This window comes from uncultured Williamsia sp., assembly GCF_947494875.1.
Lineage (GTDB): Bacteria > Actinomycetota > Actinomycetes > Mycobacteriales > Mycobacteriaceae > Williamsia_A.
Window position 1 is genome coordinate 77,993 of the sequence record NZ_CANLWM010000004.1, and the last position, 23,146, is coordinate 101,138.

Genomic DNA, 23,146 nt, shown 5'->3' on the forward strand with positions numbered 1-23,146 from the left:
TCACTGGGATGACGACTTCGGGGAGAACGACGCCGGGAGACGACACGGCGGGCGCCCCGGTGTCGGAACGCCCGCCGCGATGGTGAGTCCTACTGTGCCAGCTTGCCGGCGAAGGTGACGACGCGCTGGGCCAGGTGCTCGAGGGCGGCGACGGTCTCCGGCGCGAGCTCCTCGGTGTTGTTCGGGCCGGTCACGTGGCCGACGCCGTAGGGGTTGCCGTCGGCGAACTTCAGACCGTCGGTGTAACCGGGAGCGACGACGAGGCCGCCCCAGTGCATGATCGTGGTGTAGAGCGCGAGCAGCGTCGCCTCCTGGCCGCCGTGCAGCGTCTGGCTCGACGTGAACGCGGCGTACGCCTTGTTCGCGAGCTTGCCCTGGGCCCACAGTCCACCGAGCGTGTCGATGAAGGCCTGGAACGGCGCGGCGGTGTTGCCGAAGCGGGTGGGCGAGCCCAAGATGACGCCGTCGGCCCACTCGATGTCGTCGCCGGTCGCGGCGGGCAGATCCTTGGTGGCCTCGTAGTTCGCGGTCCACGCCGGGTTCTCCGCGAACACCGACGGGTCGGTGGTCTCGGCGATGTGGCGCACACGCACCTCGGCGCCGGCGGCCTGTGCGGCCTCCTCCAGCTTCTTCGCCATCGTCGTGCCGTGGCCGGTCGCGGAGTAGTAGATGATCGCGAGCTTCGTCATCAGGGTGTCCTTCACCTCTCGTCGTCTGTCTGTCCCGACCAACGCTACCGGAGATGATTGCGATGTCAACTACTTCGTCTAGACTGGCGACTATGGACGAGATGCGATGGCTGTCGGCGGGTGAGCAGCGCAGTTGGCGCGCCTACCTCGAGGCCACGCGCATGTTGCTGGCTCGACTCGACCAGCAACTCCAGCGCGACGCCGACATCTCGTTCACCGACTTCGAACTGTTGGTGACCCTGTCGGAGGCCGAGGCCGGCCAGATGCGCATGTCGTCGCTCGCGGAGGCCACGATGGCGACCCGCAGCGGTGTGACCAGGGCGATCAGTCGTCTCGTCGACCTGGGGTGGGTAGAGCGACGCCCCTGTCCCAGCGATCGCCGCGGTCAGGTGGCGGTCCTGACCGAGGCCGGACGAGCGAAGTTGGAGGCCACCAGCCCCGGCCACGTCGCCGCGGTGCGTCGGCTGCTGTTCGACAGCCTCAGTCCGCGTGACGTCGACCGCATCGGGCAGGTGTTCGGCGAGGTGCGCGATCACATCGCCGACGACACCACGCGGAGTTGACCGTGGTGTGTACCCCGGCGATTGTTTCGCGCGCAACGACCTGAGGGCTGTCGAGATGCACGGCGCCGTCGGGCGTCGCACACTGTCGTCCGCGGCGTCGGCGACATGCGAGGGCGCGCATCCGGTGAGGACCGACCATGGACCGTTCCCCTGAACTCGACTTCGACGTCCCCGTGATCGACATCGATGCGGTGGTTCGCGGCGGACCATCACAGGACGTCGCGGCGGTGGTCGAGGCTGTCGACGACGCGTGCCGACGGGTGGGATTCATCCAGATCCGGGGACACGGCATCCCGGAGACCGTGACGCGCGGACTGGCCGACGCGATGGACGCGCTCTTCGGTCTCCCGATCGAGGTCAAGAAGACCTGGCGTGTGGCCGGCGCGAACCGCGGCTACAGCCCGCCCGCGAGCGAATCGCTGAGTCTGAGTCTGGGTGTGGCGGCGGCGTCGGGGATGAACGACTTCTTCGAGGCCTACAACGTCGGTGTCGAGGCGGCGTCGTTCCCGGACCTCGGGTTGTCGGAGTCGGACTACGGCACGAACCTCTGGCCCGACGTCGACGGCTTCCGACCGCAGGTGGAGTCCTATTTCGACGAGGCATCGCGCGTGGCGCGGACGCTCACCGGGATCTTCGCCGCGGCGTTGGGCGTGTCCGAGGACTTCTTCCCGTCGATCACCGACCACTCCATCGACGTCCTCCGGATGAACAACTACGCGCTGCCCGAGGGGACGGTCACACTCGACGGGGATCTCACCGGCATGGGGGAGCACACCGACTTCGGCATCGTCACGGTGCTCTGGGCCGATCAGGTCGCGGGCCTGCAGGTCCTGGGCTCGGACCGGCGCTGGCACGACGTGACACCGGTCGACGATGCGCTGCTGGTCAACCTGGGCGATCTCACCGCCCGCCTCACCGGCGACAGGTGGATGTCGACGCTGCACCGCGTGAAGCCCCCGATCGTCGACGGGACCATCGTCCGTCGGAGGTCGGCCGCGTTCTTCCACGACGGCAACCCCGACGCGGTCGTCGGCACCCTGCCCGGATGGGAGGGGCACGCCCGGATGCCCTACGAATCGATCACGGTGCGCGACCACATCGCGGCCAAGCTGGCGGGCTCGCGCGAGGGGACGTCGAACGCCCGCGCGGTCCGCGAGGCGGATCGGGTCCGGGCGGCGGCGCGACCGGCCGGCTGACCGCGGCAGCTGTCAGGGGCGACTCAGTCGTCGGGGCCGCGCGCGCCGTCGAGGCGTCCGAGGATGCGCCGCAGGGTCTCGACGTCATCGTCGTCGAGGTGGGCGAAGGCAGGCGGCGCCGGGTCCGGGGTGGTCATCGCGGAGTGCAGCACCGCCCGCCCGGCCTCGGTGACGGACACGATCTTGCGTCGACGGTTCGCCGGGTCGATGTGGCGCTCGACGAGGCCGTCGCGCTCGAGGTGCGTCATGGCGACCGACGCGGCGGGCGCGTCGATCCCGACCGCCTCGGCGAGTTCCGACACCGACCGTGGCTGCGCGGCGATCCGTCGCAACAGGCGGATCTGGTTGAACGCCAGGCCCGTCCGCTCGGTGACGGCCTTCTTCCACGCACCGCGGTTGTCGATCACGAAGTGCGCCATGAGCTGCCACGCCTCGTCGGTCGCGGTGGACGTGTGGGTGGTGGACCAGTGTCCGGCCCGCGTGCCCGACCCCATCTCAGACCCTCGCCGGGACCGGGGCGGCCGGCTGCGATCCGGTTGCCTCGTCGCCGAACAGGAAGGCGATGCGATCGGTGGTGCGGTGCGCCCACGGCGTCGTGCTGACGATCCCGAGCGCGAGGATCGCGACGGCGAACCCGGCGGTGATCCACCACAGGGGCGCGATCGCGTCGGTGAAGGTGAGGCCGGTGGCGGCGATGGCAGACCCGGCGACCGAACCGCTGATCGCGACACCCAGACTCACGCCGAGTTGGCGGCTGGTGGATGCGACCGCGGACGCGGCTCCTGCGCGTTCGCGAGGCATGCCGCTCACCGCCGACGTGGTGATCGGTGCGTTGACCAGGCCGAACCCGCATCCGAACAGGAAGAATGTGCCCAGCACCTGCCACAGCGGTGTCGTCGGCGTCAGGAGGGTGAGCAGCACCGACCCGGCCGCCAGCAACACGCCCGAGGTCACCAGCGACGGCCGTGTCCCGTACCGCCCGACGAGGCGGCCCGACAGGGGTGAGAACAGCAGCGTGGCGACGGCGATCGGCAGGTACATCAGACCCGCGCGGATGGCCGAGAAGTCGCGCACGTTCTGCAGGTAGCTCGACATCAGGAACAGGAAGGCGCCGTACGCGGCGAACGCCATGATGCCGACGACGGTCGCCGTCGAGAACGGCACGCTGCGGAAGAACCGCACGTCGATGAACGGCGAGTGGTGCCGCAGCTCCCACGCGATGAACCCCACGAGGCCCGCGACGCCCACGGCGAACAACGCGAGAGTCCGCGGATCCGACCAGCCCATCTCCGGGCCCTCGATCAGGCCCGAGACGATCGTCGCCATGAACACGATGCCGAGGACCTGACCGACCGGGTCGAGGCGTCGAACGGTCGACGACTTGGACTCGGGCACGAAGATCGCCGAGAGGACGATCGCCGCGGCGCAGATCGGCAGGTTGATCCAGAACACCGACTGCCACCGCAGGGTGTCGATGAGGACACCGCCGACGATGGGGCCCAGCGCCATCGAGATGCCGACGACGGCACCCCAGACGCCGACCGCCTTGGCGCGTTCCTGCTTGCCGGTGAAGACCTGGGTGATGATCGACATCGCCACCGGGTTGAGCATCGACCCGCCGATGGCCTGCAGGAACCGGGAACCGACGAGCATGTCGACGCTGGTGGAGAGGCTGCACAGCAGCGACCCGACCGCGAAGACGGTCAGGCCGATCTGGAACACCCGGCGCCGCCCGAAACGGTCGGCGGTGGCACCGGACAGCAGCAGCAGGCTGGCGACGGTCAGCGTGTAGACGTCGATCACCCACTGCAGTCCGGACACCGAGGCGCCGAGGTCACGGCGGATGTCCGGGAGCGCGACGTTGAGGATGGTCACGTCCATCGACACGATCAGCAGGCTCAGGCAGCAGGTCGCCAGGATGATCGTCTTCCGGCGAGCGGTGAGTTCTTGACCCATGGCAACCATTGTGAAACCACAACTGTCCGGGTCGCAACCCGGACATCGTCCTCACGGTGCCGTCGGAGACGCCCAGACCTGCTCGCCGGCGCGGTCGAGGCTGCCCGTCGGTGACAGGCCGAGTCCGGTGGCGACGCGTTCGGAGACGGTGTGCCCCGGGGCGATGTGCGCGAGGAACCGACGCGGGTCGTCCGTCTCGACGATCAGACCGACGAAGGCGCGCATCATCTCCCGCGCGAAGCCCTGTCCCTGATGATCGGGGTGCACGCTGTACCCGAGCGTGCAGTCGGTCTCGCCGTCGCTGCCGACGGCCACGAGGGTCCCCTGGCAGTGACCGACGAGGTCGCCGGTGTCCGCGCGCCGCACGACGTGGTTGATCCAGCGCCGGTCGGGGTCCGACGACCCGGCGATCCACCGCTCGACGCGGCGTCGGGCGTCGTCCTCGTCGGCGGGGGAGCCGCCGATCACCGTGTAGATCTCGCGGCGGAGCACCATCGCGACGAAGTCCTCCAGGTCGTCCGGACGCAGCGGACTGACGGTCAGACGCGAGGTTCGAGCGATCACGGTGGGACTCATCTCTGCGTCGGGGAGGCGCATGCCTACGGTAGGCGCACGGGTGCGACGACCGCGGTGCGCGGGTAGGGCAGGACGGGGACGGACATGGCGGGTGCTCTCGACGGGATCGTCGTGGCCGACTTCAGCCGGGTGCTCGCCGGCCCGTACGCGACGATGTTGATGGCCGACCTCGGTGCCGAGGTGATCAAGATCGAACGCCCCGGATCCGGCGACGACACCCGGTCGTGGGGGCCGCCGTACGTCGACGACCATCGGGGCGAGCCGATGGCCACCTACTTCGCGTCGGTGAACCGCAACAAGTCGTCGGTCGCACTCGACCTGTCCACCGACGTCGGACGCGACGCGGCCCGCGAGATCGTCGCGCGGTCGGATGTGGTGATGGAGAACTTCCGGGCGGGGACGATGGAGCGCCTGCGCCTCGGATACGACGATCTCCTCGCGGTGAAGCCGGACCTGATCTACTGCGCCATCACGGGTTTCGGTCGTGACGCCGGCGCGGCGATCCCCGGGTACGACCTCCTCATCCAGGCGATGAGCGGGTTGATGAGCATCACCGGCGAACCCGACGGGCCGCCCGTGAAGGTGGGTGTCGCGGTGGTCGACGTCCTGACCGGGGTGCACGCGATGGCGGGGATCCTCGCGGCCCTGCGGCACCGGGATCGCACCGGCGAGGGGCAGCGCATCGACCTCGACCTGCTCTCGGTCGCGCTGGCCACGATGTCGAACCAGACCACCGCGTACCTCGCCGCCGACGTCGTGCCGACCGCGATGGGGAGCCGTCACCCGAGCATCGTCCCCTACGAGGTGCTCCCCACCGCCGATCGGCCGCTCGCGCTCGCGGTCGGCAACGACGGTCAGTTCCGGCGACTGGTCGAGGCGATCGGGGTCCCCGATCTCGCCGACGACGAACGGTTTCGGACCAACTCAGACCGCGTCGCCCACCACGACGAACTCGTCGACGCGATGACACCCGCGTTGGCCGCGCACGGGGCCGACCACTGGTTCGAGATCCTCACCGCGGCCGGTGTCCCCGCCGGACCCATCAACGACATGGCCGAGGCGTTCGCGGCCGCCCGGGCCGTCGACATCGAGCCGAGGGTCGATCTGCCCGGGGGCGCGCCCACCGTCCGCAACCCCATCGGGATGTCGCGCACCCCGCCGACCTACCGGACGCCGCCACCGTCGCTGGGGGACTCGTCCACCGGGACAACGGGATCCGATCGCAGCAGGCCGTAGAGCACGACATCGTGGCGGATCCCGCCGTTGCCGAGGTGCGCCTCGCGCAGGATCCCCTCCTGGGCCATGCCGCAGTTCTCGGCGACGCGGCGTGATGCGAGGTTGGTCGCGAACGCGTCGAGCGCGACGCGGTGCGCGCCGACGGACCACGCGAACTCGATCAGCAGACGCGTTGCGCGGGTGGCGATCCCGCGGCCGCGCGCCAGGGGCGACACCATGTATCCGATGGCCACCACATCGCTGTCCTCGTCGCGGACACGCAGGCCGCAGGTCCCGAGAAGCGCGTCGTCGTCGCCGGTGATCGCCACCTCGAAGCCCGGCCACACCTGTGCTGATGCGCGGTCGACGAACTCGACGGCGTCGCTCCAGTCGTACGGGCTGGGGACCGTCGTGAACTGCTGTGACGCGAGGTCGGAGGCGCAGATGTAGACCGCGTCGACATCGGGCGGTTCCAGCGGACGGAGCCACACGACGCCGTCGGTCAGCGTGGGGATCTGACGGGGCCACTCCAGCGTCATCGTTGATTACCGTACCGGCGCAACGCTTCCAGAAGTTCTTCGACCACCGGCTCCTCCGGCGCGGGACGGCGGTCGCCGGGCCGTCCCCGCACGATCGCGCACACGGGGACCCGCAATCGCCCGCTGCTCTCCCGGAGCCGCGAGATCGCCTGCGCGTGGGGCTCGTCGTAGAGGACCGTCCAGGCGTCGGGGCGATTCACCAGGTCGAGTGTGGCCGTGTGATCCGCGGCGACGGGATCGCCGAGTCGGGGGGTGAGCCCTGCGTCACCGAACGCCGTGTCGACGATGCCGTGCAGCAGGACCTGTTGACGCCGCGGGGGCAGCAGCAGCGGGTATCGGGCGAGCTCGTCGAGGTCGACGACATCCCGTCCGGCCAGCGGGTGGCGGCGCGAGGTGGCGACGACGAGGTCCTCCACCCAGAGGCGGTGGACGGTGACGCGGTCGTCGACCAACTCGCCGCGGATCAACGCGACGTCGACGTCGCCGGTGACCACCGCGTCGACACGCTGGGTGAAGTCCTTCAGCACGAACTCGATCTCGATGTCGGCCCGTTCCTCGCGGACCGCGGCGATCGCGGCGAGCGCGCGCTCGGCGAATGACATGTTCGCCGCCAGTCGGACGCGGGACGCGCGTTCGCGGACGACAGCCCGGGCACGCTCGGCCAGTTCGAGGATCTGTTCGGCGACGGGGAGCAGGCGCCGTCCGGGTTCGGTGACGGCGACCGACCGCGTCGACCGTTCGAACAACGCCACCCCGAGGTCGCGCTCGAGCCGGGCGACCTGGTGGCTGACCGACGACTGCGACATGTACAGCCGCTCGGCCGCACGGGAGAAGCTGAGGTCTGCGCAGACGGTCACGAACGCGGTGAGTTGTCGCAGCTCCATCCGGGCAGCGTAGCGATTGATCGAAGACATCGATAGATGTCATCGCAAGAATGCGCTGGTGGTGGGGAGTAACAGTGCCGACGATGGACGTTGTCGATGACGAGAAGAGTTCGACGGATGCGAGAGGAGTCGGTGATGAACACACCGCAGTTCGACGTGATCGTGGTCGGGTCGGGTTTCGGAGGTGTCGCCGCCGCCCGTCGGCTCGCCCGCTCGGACAAGTCCGTGCTGATGATCTCGGCCGCCGCGCAGTACCTCTTCCAGCCGCTGCTGTACCAGGTCGCGACCGGAGTCCTCGATCCCGAGACCATCTCGCCGGAGGCGACTGAGGTTCTCTCCGACCGCATCACCGTCGTGGAGGGCCGCGTCACCGGAATCGACCCCGACGCCCACCGCGTCACCTACCGGTCCGAGGCCGGCGAGCGCGAGGTCGGGTACTCGTCGCTGATCGCGGCCACCGGCGCCGCGCAGTCGTACTTCGGGCGCGACGAGTACGCGCACCGGACCTTCGCGCTGAAGACGCGCGACAACGCCGTCCGCCTGCGCGAGCAGTTGGTCCGGAACTTCGACCGCCCCGGCGACCGCGCCGCCGCGAGCTACGTGATCGTCGGCGCCGGCGCCACCGGTGTCGAGCTCGCCGGCGAGATCGCCGGTCTCGCCCGGCGGCACAAGAGGGCCGACGTCGCCATCACCCTGGTGGAGGGCGTCGACGACGTGCTGCCCGCCTACGGCGGTCGGCTCAGCCGGTACGCCCGCCGCTCACTGGAGAAGGCCGGCGTCGAGGTGCTGCTGAAGTCGCTCGTCACCGACATCGACGACGGCGTCGTGACGGTCGACATCGAGAAGGGCGCGGCGACCCGCCGGATCACCGCCGACACGGTCATCTGGGCCGCGGGCGTCGCGGCGTCGCCGTTCGCGCAGGTCCTCGCCGGGGCGACAGGCTGCAGCACCGACCGCGCCGGGAGGCTCGAGGTGAACCCCGATCTGACCGTCGGTGGCTACGCCGACATCTTCGCCGTCGGCGACATGACGACGCTCGACGGCTACCCCGGCCAGAGCCCGGTCGCCATGCAGGAGGGTCGTCACGCCGCGGACACGATCACCCGCACGATCGGGCCCGGGACACGCTTCCGCTACTTCGACAAGGGCAGCATGTCGATCATCGGGCGGGGCAAGGCCGTCCTGCAGACACCGGTGAAGGTGGGCATGACCGGCCTCCCGGCCTGGGGTGCCTGGCTCGCCGTGCATCTGTACTACCTGTCGGGTGTCGGCAATCGCGTCGAGGCCGTCGGTCGGTGGCTGGGTGCCTACGGCACGAACCGTCGCCCGGGTCTCGCCGACGTCGAGCGCTCCGACGACCGCGAGCTGACCCGCACGGCCGGCTGATCGATCACGCTCGCTGCCCCGTCAGACGATGTCGACGGGGCAGCGGGCGTTGTGCGGTGTCGTCGGCCCTCAGTCGGCGACGGCGAGGCGCGTGTCGGTCTCCTCCTGTGCTTCGACCCGTGCTGCGTGGAAGTCCTTCGAGCGGATGAGCACGGCGGAGCAGAGCGCGGCGGCCACCGCGATGCCGGTGGCGATGAGCAGGATGAGGTCGAGTGCATCGGCGTAGCCCTGGCCGGCGCGCGCGGCGACAAGCCCTCGCAGCGGCGGGGGCACCGAGGAGATGACCTGGGCGGCGGCGCCGTTCGCGACGGCGTCGCCGATCTCGCGACCGCGGTCGGCGAGCGGTGTCCCCGCCAGTCCCTGCTGGACGTCGTTGCTGAGATGCGAGGCCAGCAGGCTGCCGAGAAGGGCGACGCCGGTCGCGATCCCGATCTGACGGAACGTCGAGTTCATGCCCGACGCCATCCCGGCGCGCGACTGCTCGACCACACCGACTGCGGTCGACGCGAGTGGCACGTTGATCAGTCCCGTGCCGATGCCGGCGACGACGAACCCCGGGATGAACTGTGTCCACCCACCGGTCGGGTCGGTGCCGCGCATCAGCAGCAGGCCGCCGGCGACGAGGAGGAAGCCGGGGGTGATGAGCCAGCGCGCCGGGACCTTGTCCGAGAGTCGGCCGGCGATGGCCGCGGCGACGAACACCAGACCGGAGAACGGCAGGAAGTACAGGCCCGCCTGCAGCGCCGAGTAGCCCATGGTGCCCTGCAGGTAGATGACGATGTAGGTCAAGAGCGAGAACATCGCGGCGGAGATGCCCCACGCCGCGATGAGTCCACCGGTGAAGGTCGGGACGCGGAACAGCGACGCGTCGACCATCGGCTCGGTGACCATCCGCTCCACGACCGCGAACACGACGAGCAGGACCGCGGCGGCGATCAGCGACCCGGCGACCGGGAGCGAGCTCCAGCCGTCGGCGTGGCTGCGGATCAGTCCGAAGACCAGGAAAGCCAGCGCGGCACTGAAGGTCACACAGCCGAGCCAGTCGATGCGGTGCGTGCCCGGCGCCTTCGACTCGTCGACGCCGACGATGGTGATGACGAGGGCGATCACACCGACGGGGATGTTGACGAAGAAGATCCAGTGCCACGACAGGCCGGTGGTGAGCACGCCGCCGAGCACCGGTCCGACGGCGACGGAGACGCCGGTGACCGCGCCGAAGACGCCGAAGGCGATGCCACGCTCGCGGGGCGCGAACGCCTGGGCCAGCAGGGCCAGGGCGGTGGCGAACATGATCGCGCCACCGACGCCCTGCGCGAGGCGGGCGACGATGAGCGTGAGGATGTTCGGCGCGAGCCCGCAGGCGAGGGAACCGACGGTGAACACGACGATCCCGGTCGCGAAGACGAGGCGCCTGCCCACGATGTCGGCGATCGTGCCCGACGTCAGCAGCAGCGCGGCCAGCGACAACGCGTAGGCGTCGACCACCCACTGCAGGTCCGACAGGTTCGAGTCGAGGTCTTTCTGGATGTCGGGGAGCGCGACGTTCACGATCGTGACGTCGAGCAGGAGCATGAAGACGCCGGTGCAGACGGCGGTCAGGGTCAGCCACTTACGGGCCATGGTGCCTCCAGGTCTGAGTGCGTGCTCAGAAAAGATCGCACATTCTGAGTAGATACTCAAGAATTGACTTCCGGTGGGTATCGTGGCCGCCATGGCGCGACGCGGCAGACCTCCGGCGATCGGGCGGGACGAGGTTCTCTCGTCTGCGCTCGACGTCCTGCGCGAGCGCGGGGTCGCACGTCTCACGACTCGTGAGGTCGCTTCGCGCGCAGGGGTTTCCGAGGGATCGATCTTCTACCACTTCACCGATCGACGCGGCCTGTTGACGGCGGTCTTCTCCGAGGCCCTGCGTCCGCTGTTCGCGTTCAAGGAGAACCTGGACCCGGCTGCCGCCCGCACCTTCGACGACGTCGCGATCGTTCTCGAGCGCTACGCGCAGGCGATGCGCGCGTTCCTCGACGACGCCCTCGAGGTGCTCGTGGCCGCGCACGGCGACGCGGGCGTCCGCGACGAGGTCGGCACGGTGGTGACGGCCAACGACTTCGGGCCGCACCGGGGCATCGCGGCGATGACGAACTACTTCGACGGACTGCGCGCGACGGGGCTCGTCGGGGCGGACGTCGACACGCACGCCGCCGCGTACCTCATGGTCGGCGCGACATTCCTGCGGTCGGCGCAACCGACGCTCTTCGGGCACTCGACCGGGATCCCCGCGACGTCGGAGATCGTCGCCGCCGTTCTACGGCTGCTCGGTGCCGACACGTCTCGCCGCCCGGGGTCGACGGGCCCAGCGTCGTCGATCACGGTCGCCGACGCGTCGGCCGCACCCGAACTCCTGGTGCTGCAACGGTGTTGCTGGGTGCAGGAGGCGGTCGCCAACGACACCCTCGACATCCCCCCGCTCCACGAGACGCAGGCGCAGGTCCGCGCCTGGTTCGACGAGTGGACCGTCCTCACCGTGCGAGACGGTCCGCGGCTGATCGGTGCGGTGCGCGGGCGCCTGGTCGGGCACACCTGGGAGGTGGGTCGCCTGATGGTGGCGCCGGACCGGTCTGGTCACGGGATGGGGAGCCGACTGCTGGCCGAGGCGGAGGCCATCGCGCCCGACGCGGCGACGGTCGTGGAGTTGTTCACCGGTGCCCGCAGCGACCGCAACCTCGCGATCTACCGGCGGGCCGGGTTCACGGTGGTCGAGGCGGACGACGCGCCGGCCGGCGTCGTCGTGTTGCGCAAACCGCGCACGCCGGCCGCGTCACACTCTGCGCGCGGGTAGCGCGGTCAGCCGGTGACGCGTTCGGTGACCGCGTACTTCTGCTCGACGGCGTCCTTGACCGGGCGCCACCAGGACTCGTTGTCGCGGTACCACTCGATCGTCGCGCGCAGCCCGGCGTCGAAGTCGGTGTAGCGCGGCGTCCAGCCGAGTTCCGTGCGCAGCCGCGTCGAGTCGATCGCGTAGCGCATGTCGTGGCCGGGGCGGTCGGTGACGTGGTCGTAGGCGTCGGCAGGCTGTCCCAGGATCGTGAGGATCTTCTCGACGACCGTCGTGTTGTCGGTCTCGCCGTCGGCGCCGATGAGATAGGTCTGCCCGATCTCGCCGCGCTCGACGATGGTCCACACGGCGTCGTTGTGGTCGTCGACGTGGATCCAGTCACGGACGTTGGTGCCCGCGCCGTAGAGCTTCGGGCGGGTGCCGCTCAGGACGTTGGTGATCTGACGCGGGATGAACTTCTCGACGTGCTGGTAGGGCCCGTAGTTGTTGGAGCAGTTCGACAGGGTCGCCGCGACGCCGAATGATCGCACCCACGCCCGCACGAGGAGGTCGCTGCCGGCCTTGGTGGAGCTGTACGGACTCGACGGGTTGTAGGGCGTCGCCTCGGTGAACCGCGCGGGGTCGTCCAGCTCGAGGTCGCCGTAGACCTCGTCGGTACTGATGTGGTGATAGCGGGTGCCGTGACGACGCACGGCTTCGAGCAGGGTGAACGTACCGACGAGGTTGGTCTGCACGAACGCCGACGGGTCGGCGAGCGAGTTGTCGTTGTGGGACTCGGCGGCGAAGTGGACGACGAGGTCGGCGTCGGCGACGAGACCGTCGACGAGGTCGGCGTCGGCGACGTCACCGGTGACGACACGGACACGGTCGGCGACGGAGGTGAGCGTGTCGGGGTTGGCCGCGTAGGTCATCTTGTCCAGCACGGTGATCCGCGTGTCCGGATGTTGATCCACAGTTCGCAGGACGAAATTCGCGCCGATGAACCCGGCGCCGCCGGTGACGAGAACGCGCATGGGGCGACAGTACCGGCGTGTCGCGTCCGTCGCGGGGCGGCCGCATCCCCCGGATGCACGACACGCGGACATCTGTCCGCTGTTCTAGGGTGATCGTCATGCGGGGAATCATCCTGGCGGGTGGCACGGGGTCTCGGCTGCATCCGATCACCTTGGGCGTGAGCAAGCAGCTCGTCCCGGTCTACGACAAGCCGATGATCTACTATCCGCTCTCGACACTGCTGTTGGCGGGCATCCGCGACATCCTCGTCATCACCACCCCGACCGACGCACCGTCGTTCCGGGCGCTGCTGGGCGACGGCAGCCAGTTCGGTGTCGACATCTCCTACACGGTGCAGCCGTCGCCGGACGGACTTGCGCAGGCGTTCGTGCTCGGCGCCGACCACATCGGCACCGACTCGGTCGCACTCGTGTTGGGCGACAACATCTTCTACGGGCCGGGTCTGGGCAACCAGCTGATGCGGTTCAGTTCGGTGGTGGGTGGTGCGATCTTCGCCTATTGGGTCGCGAACCCGTCGGCGTACGGTGTCGTCGACTTCGACGACGACGGCAAGGCCGTTGCGCTGCAGGAGAAGCCGGAGAACCCGCGGTCGAACTACGCCGTGCCCGGGCTGTACTTCTACGACAACGACGTCGTCGAGATCGCCCGGGATCTGAAGCCGAGTCCGCGCGGGGAGTTGGAGATCACCGACGTCAACGCCACCTACCTGCGGCAGGGCCGGTTGTCGGTGCACGTGCTGCCGCGCGGTACCGCCTGGCTCGACACCGGCACGTTCGCCGACCTGCAGGACGCCGGCGCGTTCGTCCGGACCGTCGAGCTGCGACAGGGGCTGAAGATCGCGGTGCCCGAGGAGATCGCCTGGCGTCGCGGCTTCATCGACGACGACACGTTGCGCACGCGCGCGGAGACGCTGCGGAAGTCCGGCTACGGCGACTACCTCATCGGCCTGCTCGAACGGGGGCGGTGAGGCATGCAGATCCGACCGCTGTCGATCGACGGTGCGTGGGAGGTCACGCCGAAGCAGCACGGTGACCCCCGGGGGGTGTTCCTGGAGGCCTTCACGGCAGACGCGCTGCAGGAGGCCACCGGGCGACGCCTGGACCTCGCTCAGGTGAACCTGTCGGTGTCCGCGGCGGGCACGCTGCGCGGGGTGCACTTCGCCGATGTGCCGCCGGGGCAGGCGAAGTACGTGGTCTGTCCGCGCGGCGCCGTGCTCGACGTCGTCGTCGACATCCGCGTCGGGTCGCCCACGTTCGGACGGTGGGACTCGGTGCTCCTCGACGACACCGATCGTCGGGCGATCTTCCTCTCCGAGGGGTTGGGGCACGCGTTCTGCGCGATCGAGGACGACAGCACGGTCACCTACTTCTGCTCCACCGGGTACAACCCGAGCGGCGAACACGGCATCCATCCGCTGGACCCGGAGATCGGCATCGACTGGCCCGCGAACGCCAGGGACGGATCGCCGCTGGAGTTCCGCCTCTCGGAGAAGGACACGGCCGCGCCGACGCTCGCGCAAGCACGCGAGTCCGGACTGTTACCGACGGCGGAGTCGGTCACGGATTTCTTGCGAACCATCGCCGTCGACTGAGCTGGTGGCCGCCGCGACGCGGCACGTGGCAGGGTGGACGACATGAAGGACGACGTCGAGAGCATCTCCGAGGGATCCGACGGGGAGTACAACTACGACCCCGACGACCAGCTGCAACCCGAGGACACCCTCGACGACCGGGGTGTCGACGACATCCTGGACGAGGGCATCTCCCCGCCGGAGAAGCCGAGCTCGGCGACCCGGTACGGGGTGACCGCCGAGGAGCAGCGTGAGGGCGAGTCCCTCGACCAGCACCTCGCCGAGGAGGAGCCGGACCCCGCCACCGAGGTCGCCTTCCACGAGGACTCCGCGCCGCGCGTGCCGGAGAACGACGACGAGATCACCGAGGACATCGACGAGATCGAGGAGTTCGATCCGGAGACCGGCGACGACCGGTCGGGTCGGCTCGTCGGACCGGACGGCGGGGTGGATCACACCACGCACCAGGAGATCGCCTCCGACGCCGGCATCGACGCAGGCGCGGCATCCGCGGAAGAGGCTGCGGTGCACACCGTCCCGTCCGACCAGCTGCCCTGAGACCCCGGAGCTGATCCGCCGAGCGTGCCAGAACCAGCCGCCGAGTGGGCCGAAAACACACGCGGTCCCGCCATCGTGGGGCGTCTGCACGCTCGGCGTGACTTGTCTGCACGGTCGACGGGATCTTCCGCACGCTCGACGCGGTGTTTCGGCACGCTCGGCGAGGTGTATTGGCCCGCTCGGCGGCGGGTGAGGCCGGCTCAGGCGTCGGGGAGGTCCGGGAGGGGCTTCTCGTGGAGCCACTCGTCCCACAGGTCGCTCAGCGACAGATCGGTGTGCCGGGCCGCCACGCCGACGAAGTCGTCGGTGGTGACCGAGCTGTAGCGGTACTCGTGCGTCCAGTCGCGCAGCAGGTCGAAGAACGCGTCGTCGCCGATCGTCAGCCGGAGCGCGTGCAGCGTCAGCGCACCGCGCTTGTAGACGCGGTCGTCGAACATCAGCTCGGCACCGGGATCGGACAGCACGAGATCCTGGCGTTGCGACGCGAGGCGTCGGTGGTGCGACCGGGCGAGCGCGTCGGCGGTGTCGTCCCCGGCGCGCTCGGCCCACAACCACTCGCTGTAGCAGGCGAATCCCTCGTGGAGCCAGATGTCGCGCCACCGAGTCAGGGTCAATGAGTTCCCGAACCACTGGTGCGCGAGTTCGTGTGCGACCAGGCGCTCCGACCCGCGCCGGCCGTTGCAGTGGTTCGCGCCGAACGTCGACATCCCCTGCGCCTCGATGGGGATCTCGAGGTCGTCGTCGGTGACGACGACGGTGTACTCGGGGAACGGGTACGGCCCGAACATGTCGGAGAACGCGGCCATCATGTCGGCCTGACGTCCGAAGTCGTGCTCGAACACCTCGGTCAGCCGGGACGGGAGCACCCCGGTGATCGGGACCGGTTTGCGGGCCAACTGCTTCTTCTCGTACGGGCCGATGGAGACGGTGGCCAGGTAGGTCGCCATCGGCTCCTCCTGCTCGTACACCCACGTCGTCATCGCGGCCTTGGTGCGCTTGCGGACGAGCGTGCCGTTCGCGACCGCCATATACGGCGACTCCGTCGTGATCGCGAAGCGATACGACGCCTTCGATCCGGGGTGGTCGTCACACGGGAACCACGACGCGGCGCCGTTCGGCTGGTTCGCGCACAGTGCGCCCTCGGTGAGCTCCTCGAAACCGACCTCACCCCACGGGCCGCGGACGGGACGCGGGGAGCCGCTGTACTTGATCTCGACCGTCATCGCCGCGCCGGTGGGCAGCGGGTGCGCCGGGGTGATCGACAGCTTCCCCGACCGGTGCGAGTACCGGGTCGGGCGGTGGCCGTTCACGCTGACCTTCGCCACCGACAGGTGGTGGGCCAGGTCGACGGTGAACCGTCCGACATGGGCGACGGCCGTCGCGGTGAGCGTGGCCGTGCCCGACAACCGGTTGCTGGCCACCTTGTACTCGAGGTCCAGGTCGTAGCGGCTGACGCGGTAACCGAGGTTGCCGGTGGTGGGCAGGTACGGGTCGATGCCGTCGGTGGGGTCGCCGAGGAGGGGACCGCCGGTCGTGGCCGAGCCGTTCTTGTGGGACTTGCCCGGCACCGATCCTCCGCTCACACCCGAGATGCTGTGAGGCACGACGTTACCCGCCGGTATGACGACGCGCGGGACGGGCGGGGTCCGCCGCCGAGGGGCGCCGTGTAAACGGACCGCGGACCGGTTAGGCTTCCCTCAGTCGAACCGTCGGGGTAGCGTCCCCGACGCGCCGAGTCCGACCAACCGGACACCGGCACCCCACCCGAGAGGACATCAGCCCACATGGATTCGTCACGGAGCATCACGTCACTGGTCGCGCGGGTGATCCTCGGGATCATCTTCATCATGCACGGGTGGCAGAAGCTGCACACCAACGGGATCGGGGCCACCGAGAAGGGTTTTCGTGCGATGGACGTACCTTTCCCCGAGTTCAGCGCGCACTACGCGACCTGGGTCGAGTTCGTCGGCGGCATCCTGCTCATCGTCGGGGTGCTGGTGCCGCTGGTGTCCGTGCTGCTGATCATCGACATGGCCGGCGCGATCATCACCGTCCACGCGGACAAGGGCTTCTGGAACTCCGACGGTGGCTACGAGTTCCCGCTCGCGCTGATCGCCGCCCTCGTGGCGGTCGGTCTGGTGAACACCGGCCGCACCGGCGTCGACGGCTACCTCGTCAACCGTCGCCGCCGCGTCCGCACGTAGGCAACACCGGTCACGATCTGCCCCGACAAGCACTGCCGACGACGTCACGCCGTCGAGCACGCTTCTCGGGGCAGATCTCGTCTGCCGTCGACTGGCTCAGCGCCCCGACCACGGCGCGATCGGGTTGCCCTGCCAGCGGGTGTGGGCGGGGACGACGTCGCCGCGCATCACCAGCGATGCGGGACCGACGGTGGCCGATTCGCCGAGTCCGGACGCGGGGAGCGCGACGCAGTGGGGGCCGAGGGTCGCCCCGGCCGCGACGGTGACGGCATCCATCGCCATCACCCGGTCGTGGAACAGGTGCGTCTGGACGACGCAGCCACGCTGCACCGTGGCGCCGTCACCGAGCGTCACCAGATCCGCCTCGGGCAGCCAGTAGGTCTCGCACCAGACGCCGCGACCGATGGTCGCGCCGAGCATCCGTAGCCACAGGTTGAGGATCGGGGTGCCGGTGGCGGCGTTGGCGAACCACGGGGCGGCGACCGTCTCGACGAACGCGTCCGACAGCTCGTTGCGCCACACGAACGAACTCCACAGCGGGTGCTCGCCAGCGGAGATCCGTCCCACGACAAGCCATTTGGCCGCCGCGGCGACGCAGCAAGCCGATGCCCCGGCGACGAGCAGCACCAGCCCGCTCACCAGTCCGGCGACCCAGAACGCCGACTGCGACGCGATGTACTGCAGGCCGAGGAGCACGAACAGGCCCAGGCCGAAGCTGATCATCACCGGGATGAGCCGCAGGGTCTCGACGGCGGCGCGCGCGACCTTCAGTCGCCGGGGCGGGTCGAAGGTGCGGGAGCTGTCGGTGTCGGCGACGGCCCGACGCAGCCGGACCGGCGGGCTGCCGAGCCAGCTCGTCCCCGACTTCGCCTTGTCCGGCGTCGCCGACAGCACCGCGACGAGGCTGTTCTTGGGCACCTTGCGGCCGGGTCCGGTCATGCCGGAGTTCCCCAGGAACGCCCGCTTGCCGACGCGGGCCTCGTCGATGTGCACCCACCCGCCGCCGAGCTCGTAGGAGGCGACCATCGTGTCGTCGGCCAGGAACGCCCCGTCGCCGACGGAGGTGAACTTCGGGATCACGAGGGCGGTGCTGATCTCGGTGCCCGTACCGATGTCGGCGCCGAGCAGCCGGAACCAGGCCGGTGTCAGCAGGCTGGCGTACAGCGGGAACAGATAGGTGCGCGCCGAGTCCATCAGTCGCTCGGTCGCCCACACCTGCCAGCCGACCCGCGACCGCACCGGGTGGTACCCCTGGCGCATCCCGACCGCGAGCGCCCGGACGCCGATCGCGGTGATCGCCGCGAACACCAGCAGGCTCGTCAGCGTGGCCGCGGGCAGCAGGATCAGCGCGCGGACGGCGACGTCGCGGAGGCGGTCGGCGTGCAACGCCCAGCTCGCGATGACCCCGAGGCCGGCGGCGAGCGCGGCCAGCGGCACACCGGCCAGCAATACCGACGTGACGCCGTAGACCGGCACCCACCAGCTGCGGCGCGGCGGGCGTTCCGCCGGCCAGTGGGGCACGGCCTTGCCGACCTTCACCGCCGGGGATCCGGCCCACCGCTGACGGGCCTTGACCTTCCCGATCACCGCGGAGCCGGGGTCGACGACGGCGTCGCGCCCGACACGCGCGCCCGGGAACAGGGTCGATCGCGCGCCGACGGTCGCGCGCTCGCCGATCTCGATGTCACCGATGTGCACGACGTCCCCGTCGATCCACCACCCGGCGAGGTCGACCTCGGGCTCGACGGAACACCCATCGCCGAGCGCCAGCATCCCGGTGACCGGTGGCAGCGTGTGCAGGTCGACGCCGTGGCCGATCTCTGCGCCGAGCGCGCGGGCGAAGTAGATCATCCAGGGCGCGCCGGCCAGGTTCGCCGCGCCGCTGGCCTCGGTGAGTCGCTCGGCGACCCACAGGCGCAGGTGCACCCCGCCGCCCCGCGGATGCTGACCCGGGCGGACCCCGGCGAGCAGCACCCGGCAGCCGGCCACCGCGATCGCCATGCGACCGAGCGGGGTGATGAACACGACGAACGCGACCAGCAGCAGCCACCAGTCGACCGAGATCAGCCAGGGGACGTCGGTGAGAGCGGCGGCGACGTTGTTCGCGACGCCCAGCCACGTCGCCCACTGCAGGCCGGTGAGCGTGGTGAGCGGAACCGACAGCGCCACCTGCGCGATGCCGGTACGACGCGGCGTGGGGGTGACGTCCCGCACTTCGACCTCGGTCTGCGGGGTGGACTCGTCGAGCATCTCGGCGAGCGCTCCGAGGCGCGGGTGGTCGTACAGGTCGGCGACGGTGACCTCGGGATACCGCTCACGCAACGCCGTGACCAGCTGGGCCGCGGCGAGCGACCCGCCGCCCTCGGCGAAGAAGTCGACGTCGGCGTCGGCGATGGTCACCCCGAGCACGGCGGTCCAGCGGTCGGCGACCCAGCGCTGCGTCGCGGTGAGGTCGTCGCCGTCACCGCCTGCCGGGCCCGGGAGCGGCCAGGGCAGCGCGGCCCGATCGACCTTGCCCGACGTCCGGGTGGGCAGGTCGTCGACGAGCGCGAGGCGCGGGACCATGGCCGCGGGGAGCTGCTCGGTGAGCAGGTTGTGGGCGGCCTCGACGTCGAAGTCGGGGTCGGTGGACACGAGGTAGCCCACCAGCACGGAGTTGCCCGCGGCGGTCTTCCGTACAGCCGCAGCGGCTCCGCCGACGCCGGGGAGGTGTTGCAGCGCGGTGTCGATCTCGCCGAGCTCGATGCGTCGTCCGCCGACCTTCACCTGGTCGTCGGCGCGTCCGGCGAAGACCAGCCCCTCGGGCTCGAGCCGCACCAGGTCGCCGCTGCGGTAGGCGCGTTCCCATCCGAGAGTCGGCATGGGGGAGTACTTCTCGGCGTCCTTGGCGGGGTCGAGATACCGCGCGAGCCCCACGCCGCCGATGACGAGTTCACCGGTCCCGCCCTCGTCGACCGGCCGGCCGGAGGCGTCGACAACGGCGAGATCCCATCCGTCCAGCGGGAGTCCGATGCGGACCGGGCCTCGCCCGGTCAGGGGAGCGGCGCAGGCGACCACCGTGGCCTCGGTGGGGCCGTAGGTGTTCCACACCTCGCGCCCGGGCACGGCCAGGCGCTCGCCGAGCTCGGGCGGGCACGCCTCACCGCCGAAGATGAGCAGCCGCACGGCCTCGAGTGCCTCCGCGGGCCACAGCGCCGCCAGCGTCGGGACCGTCGAGACGACCGTGATGTCGCGGGCGACGAGCCAGGGTCCGAGGTCCATGCCGCTGCGGACCAGCGATCGGGGTGCGGGCACCAGGCACGCCCCGTGACGCCAGGCGAGCCACATCTCCTCACACGACGCGTCGAACGCGACCGACAGTCCGGCGAGCACGCGGTCACCGGGCCCGATGGGCTCGTTCTGCAGGAACAGACGGGCCTCGGCGTCGACGAACGCCGCCGCGTTGCGATGCGTGACCGCAACCCCTTTCGGCGTCCCCGTCGATCCCGAGGTGAAGATGATCCAGGCGTCGTCCGACGGTGTGGGCGCCAGTGACGACACGTCGACGTCTGGCGGCACCGTGCGGTCGCGGACCGTCTGCGCACGGTGCAGTCCGTTCGCGTCGACGACCGCGGCGACCTCGGCCTCGCCGAACACCAGGTCAGCGCGGTCGTCGGGATCGTCGACGTCGACGGGAACGTAGGCGGCGCCCGCGGCGAGCGTGGACAGGATCGACAGGTACAGCGACCGCGACCCCGAGGGCATACGGATGCCGATGCGGTCGCCCCGGGTGATCCCCTGCGCCGCCATCCACGACGCGCCCTCCTCGACCGCCTCGACGAGCTCCGCGTAGCTCAGAACGGCCTCACCGTCGTCGACGGCCGCGGCCTGGGGATGCTGCTCCGCGGTCTCCCGCAGGACGTCGATCAGCGTCCGCGCCGCCGGAGCGGCCGCGGAGGCCAGGAATTGCGGTGGTGCGGGCGGACGGGTCTGCGACGATGCCGGGTGATGGGACGGTGTGGCGGTGACGTCCACCAGGGTCCTTTCCGCTGCTCGGGCCGAGACGCACCCGCGGGAGCGCGCCGTCGAGAAGTTTCCCACCACGGCCGCGGACACGCCGCCGTGGGCGCGCGTACCCCGGATCCGTGTCACCCGCACTCGCTCGGGTGACGTGCACAACCAGACGACGCGACATCCTGACTTGTCACAAAACCTGGGTACCGAGGCGCCCGTCGCGGCACACTGCGAAGTGAGAACCGGCGGTCCAGAGGTGCAGGCGCCGCCGGCGAGGATGCGGTCGCCACGGCACCGACATCGCCGAGATGACGGCGCCGGACGCGAACGACGAGCGTTCCGGTCGACCGCGACACGCCGGAGGAGGACTCCATGCCGGTGATCACCCATGACAATCCCAGCCGCGGTTCGTACGCGATGTGGTTCGGCACCCGCCTGCTGATCCGCCCGCTGCTGAAGTACTTCCCGCTCACGAACCTGACGATGAGATTCCTGTACCTCGCCGACGCGCCGCTCGCGCTCGCGCCGAAGCCGAAGGGCGTGGTCGGCGAGGAGATCGAGCTCGCCGGGTGTCCGGCCGAGTACATCGTCCCGTCGGGGCCGAGTCGCCGGGACAGCGACACCGCGATCCTGTACCTGCACGGCGGGGCGTTCATCGTCTGTGGCCTGGCGACACACCGCTCGGTGGCGGCGCGTCTCTCCCGGCGCACGTCGCTGCCGGTGTTCTCCCTCGCCTACCGCCAGCTGCCCGACGCGGGCGTCGGCACGTCGGTGAACGACGCCTACATGGCGTATCGCGAGCTGATCATCGAGCGCGGATACCGCCACGTGGTGGTCGCCGGCGATTCCGCCGGGGGTTTCCTGGCCCCGAAGGTGTCCGAACTCGCCGTCGCCGACGGGCTGCCGGCGCCGGACGCCTTCGTCGGCTTCTCGCCGCTGCTCGACCTCGACCTCGCGTCGAACCCCGACCGCAGCAGCAAGAGCGACGCGTATCTGCCCAAGTCGAAGATGGCGGTGCTCGCGAAGCTGTTCGACCGTGGGCCGATCGCGCTGCGTGGGGCGCGCCGCATCCCGGACATCCCCGCCGAGCACCTCGCGCCGACGTTGATCATCAGCGCGGCCGACGAGATGCTCGAGGCCGACATCATCGAGCTGGTCGAGACCATCGACGCCGCCGGCGGGATCGCCGTGTGCCACCGCTTCCGCTGGCAGGTCCATGCGTTCCCCGTGATGAACGCCAAGCACCCGGAGTCGCTGGAGGCGATCGCGCTGGCCGCCGACTTCATCGACGAGGCCGTCCGGTCGTCGAAGGCGACGGAGTTCGGCGAGGCCCGGGGTCACGCGGGCTGACACGGTGTCGGCCGAATCGGACCTCGGAGCGGGTCCCGGTGCGACGATGACCTGGTGCGGTCACGTCAGAAGATCATCGATGCGACGTTGCGCCTGATCGAGTCGGGTGGTTTCGGCGCGGCGTCGATCGCTGCCGTCGCGGCGTCGGCCGGTGTGTCACGTCAGACGGTGTACTCCATCTTCGGCTCGCGCGAGCAGTTGGTCTCCGACGCCGTCGCGGACCTCACGCGCACCGTGTTCGACGAGGTCACGGGGGCTGCCGCGTCGATGGACGGCGTGGTCGAGGAGATCGTCGCCACGCTGATCGCCGCGAGGCGGGTCGTCCGCGAACACGCGGTGCTCGCGATCCTCGCGGGGACGTCCGACCTCAACCCGCTGTTCGACGACGGGATGATCCACCGCGCTCGTCCGGTGGTGGGGGAGATGTTGGCGCCCATCCGCGAGCGTCATCCCGACGTCGGCCGCAGCTGGGACGACATCGTCGACGCGGCACTGGCGATCGGCTTGTTCGTCGTCCTGTTCGAGGACCCGGACCGTCCCGACGACGATGTCGCCGGGTTCCTCACCCGCTGGTTGACCCCGGCGATCAAATCGCACACACCCTCAGGTTTTTGACACTTTCG

21 protein-coding genes are annotated in these 23,146 nt (G+C 70.1%); 11 read left to right on the forward strand and 10 right to left on the reverse strand.

The genetic code is table 11. The annotated features are described in order from the left end of the window. Positions 1 to 89: 89 nt before the first annotated feature. Positions 90 to 689, reverse strand: coding sequence for an NAD(P)H-dependent oxidoreductase (locus Q1A98_RS10720; RefSeq protein WP_299573041.1), 600 nt, complete (start codon positions 687 to 689; stop codon positions 90 to 92). Between the two features lie 92 nt (positions 690 to 781). On the opposite strand from Q1A98_RS10720, the gene Q1A98_RS10725 reads away from it, so the two are divergent. Beyond that, the gene (locus Q1A98_RS10725) at positions 782 to 1,252 is read left to right on the forward strand and encodes a MarR family transcriptional regulator (protein ID WP_299573042.1); all 471 of its coding nucleotides are present in this window, start codon (positions 782 to 784) and stop codon (positions 1,250 to 1,252) included. A gap of 137 nt (positions 1,253 to 1,389) precedes the next feature. Beyond that, positions 1,390 to 2,448, forward strand: a complete 1,059-nt coding sequence (locus Q1A98_RS10730) for a 2-oxoglutarate and iron-dependent oxygenase domain-containing protein (protein WP_299573043.1) — start codon at positions 1,390 to 1,392, stop codon at positions 2,446 to 2,448. A gap of 23 nt (positions 2,449 to 2,471) precedes the next feature. Here the strand turns inward: Q1A98_RS10730 and Q1A98_RS10735 are convergent, their stop codons facing one another. The 3 genes from Q1A98_RS10735 to Q1A98_RS10745 are packed head-to-tail and all read right to left on the reverse strand — an operon-like array spanning position 2,472 to position 4,968. Continuing rightward, positions 2,472 to 2,942 carry a MarR family transcriptional regulator gene (locus Q1A98_RS10735; protein WP_299573045.1) on the reverse strand — a complete coding sequence of 157 codons (471 nt, stop codon included), beginning with the start codon at positions 2,940 to 2,942 and terminating at the stop codon, positions 2,472 to 2,474. A gap of 1 nt (position 2,943) precedes the next feature. Beyond that, entirely contained in the window at positions 2,944 to 4,404 is a 1,461-nt protein-coding gene (locus tag Q1A98_RS10740; RefSeq protein ID WP_299573048.1) for an MFS transporter, read from the reverse strand. Positions 4,405 to 4,455: 51 nt separating this feature from the next. Continuing rightward, positions 4,456 to 4,968, reverse strand: coding sequence for a GNAT family N-acetyltransferase (locus tag Q1A98_RS10745; RefSeq protein ID WP_299573051.1), 513 nt, complete (start codon positions 4,966 to 4,968; stop codon positions 4,456 to 4,458). Between the two features lie 96 nt (positions 4,969 to 5,064). On the opposite strand from Q1A98_RS10745, the gene Q1A98_RS10750 reads away from it, so the two are divergent. After that, positions 5,065 to 6,216, forward strand: a complete 1,152-nt coding sequence (locus Q1A98_RS10750; RefSeq protein WP_299573054.1) for a CoA transferase — start codon at positions 5,065 to 5,067, stop codon at positions 6,214 to 6,216. Here the strand turns inward: Q1A98_RS10750 and Q1A98_RS10755 are convergent. Next, complete coding sequence (locus Q1A98_RS10755) at positions 6,144 to 6,734, reverse strand: GNAT family protein (RefSeq protein ID WP_299573056.1); 591 nt, start codon at positions 6,732 to 6,734, stop codon at positions 6,144 to 6,146. The genes Q1A98_RS10750 and Q1A98_RS10755 overlap by 73 nt on opposite strands. Further along, positions 6,731 to 7,618, reverse strand: a complete 888-nt coding sequence (locus tag Q1A98_RS10760; RefSeq protein WP_299573058.1) for a LysR family transcriptional regulator — start codon at positions 7,616 to 7,618, stop codon at positions 6,731 to 6,733. The genes Q1A98_RS10755 and Q1A98_RS10760 overlap by 4 nt, the downstream gene beginning before the upstream one ends. Positions 7,619 to 7,753: 135 nt before the next feature. Here Q1A98_RS10760 and Q1A98_RS10765 point away from each other — a divergent pair, with 135 nt between their 5' ends. Then, complete coding sequence (locus Q1A98_RS10765) at positions 7,754 to 9,004, forward strand: NAD(P)/FAD-dependent oxidoreductase (RefSeq protein ID WP_299573060.1); 1,251 nt, start codon at positions 7,754 to 7,756, stop codon at positions 9,002 to 9,004. A 69-nt stretch (positions 9,005 to 9,073) separates the two neighbouring features. On the opposite strand, the gene Q1A98_RS10770 is transcribed toward Q1A98_RS10765, so the two are convergent. Continuing rightward, positions 9,074 to 10,624, reverse strand: a complete 1,551-nt coding sequence (locus tag Q1A98_RS10770) for an MFS transporter (protein WP_299573061.1) — start codon at positions 10,622 to 10,624, stop codon at positions 9,074 to 9,076. A 91-nt stretch (positions 10,625 to 10,715) separates the two neighbouring features. Between Q1A98_RS10770 and Q1A98_RS10775 the strand changes: the two genes are divergently transcribed. Beyond that, entirely contained in the window at positions 10,716 to 11,837 is a 1,122-nt protein-coding gene (locus tag Q1A98_RS10775) for a GNAT family N-acetyltransferase (protein WP_299573062.1), read from the forward strand. A gap of 5 nt (positions 11,838 to 11,842) precedes the next feature. Here Q1A98_RS10775 and rfbB read toward each other — a convergent pair whose 3' ends face one another. Continuing rightward, the gene (rfbB, locus tag Q1A98_RS10780; RefSeq protein ID WP_299573063.1) at positions 11,843 to 12,847 is read right to left on the reverse strand and encodes a dTDP-glucose 4,6-dehydratase; all 1,005 of its coding nucleotides are present in this window, start codon (positions 12,845 to 12,847) and stop codon (positions 11,843 to 11,845) included. A gap of 98 nt (positions 12,848 to 12,945) precedes the next feature. Between rfbB and rfbA the strand changes: the two genes are divergently transcribed. Genes rfbA through Q1A98_RS10795 form a run of 3 tightly spaced genes read left to right on the forward strand, consistent with a single transcriptional unit; the run spans position 12,946 to position 14,976 of the window. Continuing rightward, entirely contained in the window at positions 12,946 to 13,815 is an 870-nt protein-coding gene (gene rfbA / locus Q1A98_RS10785; protein ID WP_299573064.1) for a glucose-1-phosphate thymidylyltransferase RfbA, read from the forward strand. Between the two features lie 3 nt (positions 13,816 to 13,818). Continuing rightward, a complete protein-coding gene (gene rfbC, locus Q1A98_RS10790; RefSeq protein WP_299573066.1) occupies positions 13,819 to 14,439 on the forward strand; it encodes a dTDP-4-dehydrorhamnose 3,5-epimerase in 621 nt (206 codons plus the stop codon). Between the two features lie 42 nt (positions 14,440 to 14,481). Next, positions 14,482 to 14,976 carry a DUF5709 domain-containing protein gene (locus tag Q1A98_RS10795; RefSeq protein WP_299573067.1) on the forward strand — a complete coding sequence of 165 codons (495 nt, stop codon included), beginning with the start codon at positions 14,482 to 14,484 and terminating at the stop codon, positions 14,974 to 14,976. 200 nt (positions 14,977 to 15,176) lie between these two features. Here the strand turns inward: Q1A98_RS10795 and Q1A98_RS10800 are convergent, their stop codons facing one another. Continuing rightward, on the reverse strand, positions 15,177 to 16,544 hold the full coding sequence (locus tag Q1A98_RS10800; protein ID WP_299573804.1) for a M1 family metallopeptidase: 1,368 nt from the start codon (positions 16,542 to 16,544) through the stop codon (positions 15,177 to 15,179). Between the two features lie 216 nt (positions 16,545 to 16,760). Here Q1A98_RS10800 and Q1A98_RS10805 point away from each other — a divergent pair, with 216 nt between their 5' ends. Next, positions 16,761 to 17,180, forward strand: coding sequence for a DoxX family protein (locus Q1A98_RS10805; RefSeq protein ID WP_299573068.1), 420 nt, complete (start codon positions 16,761 to 16,763; stop codon positions 17,178 to 17,180). Positions 17,181 to 17,276: 96 nt separating this feature from the next. On the opposite strand, the gene Q1A98_RS10810 is transcribed toward Q1A98_RS10805, so the two are convergent. Further along, the gene (locus Q1A98_RS10810) at positions 17,277 to 21,122 is read right to left on the reverse strand and encodes a Pls/PosA family non-ribosomal peptide synthetase (protein WP_299573806.1); all 3,846 of its coding nucleotides are present in this window, start codon (positions 21,120 to 21,122) and stop codon (positions 17,277 to 17,279) included. A gap of 423 nt (positions 21,123 to 21,545) precedes the next feature. Here Q1A98_RS10810 and Q1A98_RS10815 point away from each other — a divergent pair, with 423 nt between their 5' ends. Together Q1A98_RS10815 and Q1A98_RS10820 are read left to right on the forward strand one after the other, a co-directional pair. Continuing rightward, positions 21,546 to 22,523, forward strand: a complete 978-nt coding sequence (locus Q1A98_RS10815; protein ID WP_299573070.1) for an alpha/beta hydrolase — start codon at positions 21,546 to 21,548, stop codon at positions 22,521 to 22,523. A gap of 54 nt (positions 22,524 to 22,577) precedes the next feature. Further along, positions 22,578 to 23,138 carry a TetR/AcrR family transcriptional regulator gene (locus Q1A98_RS10820; RefSeq protein ID WP_299573071.1) on the forward strand — a complete coding sequence of 187 codons (561 nt, stop codon included), beginning with the start codon at positions 22,578 to 22,580 and terminating at the stop codon, positions 23,136 to 23,138. Positions 23,139 to 23,146 lie beyond the last annotated feature (8 nt).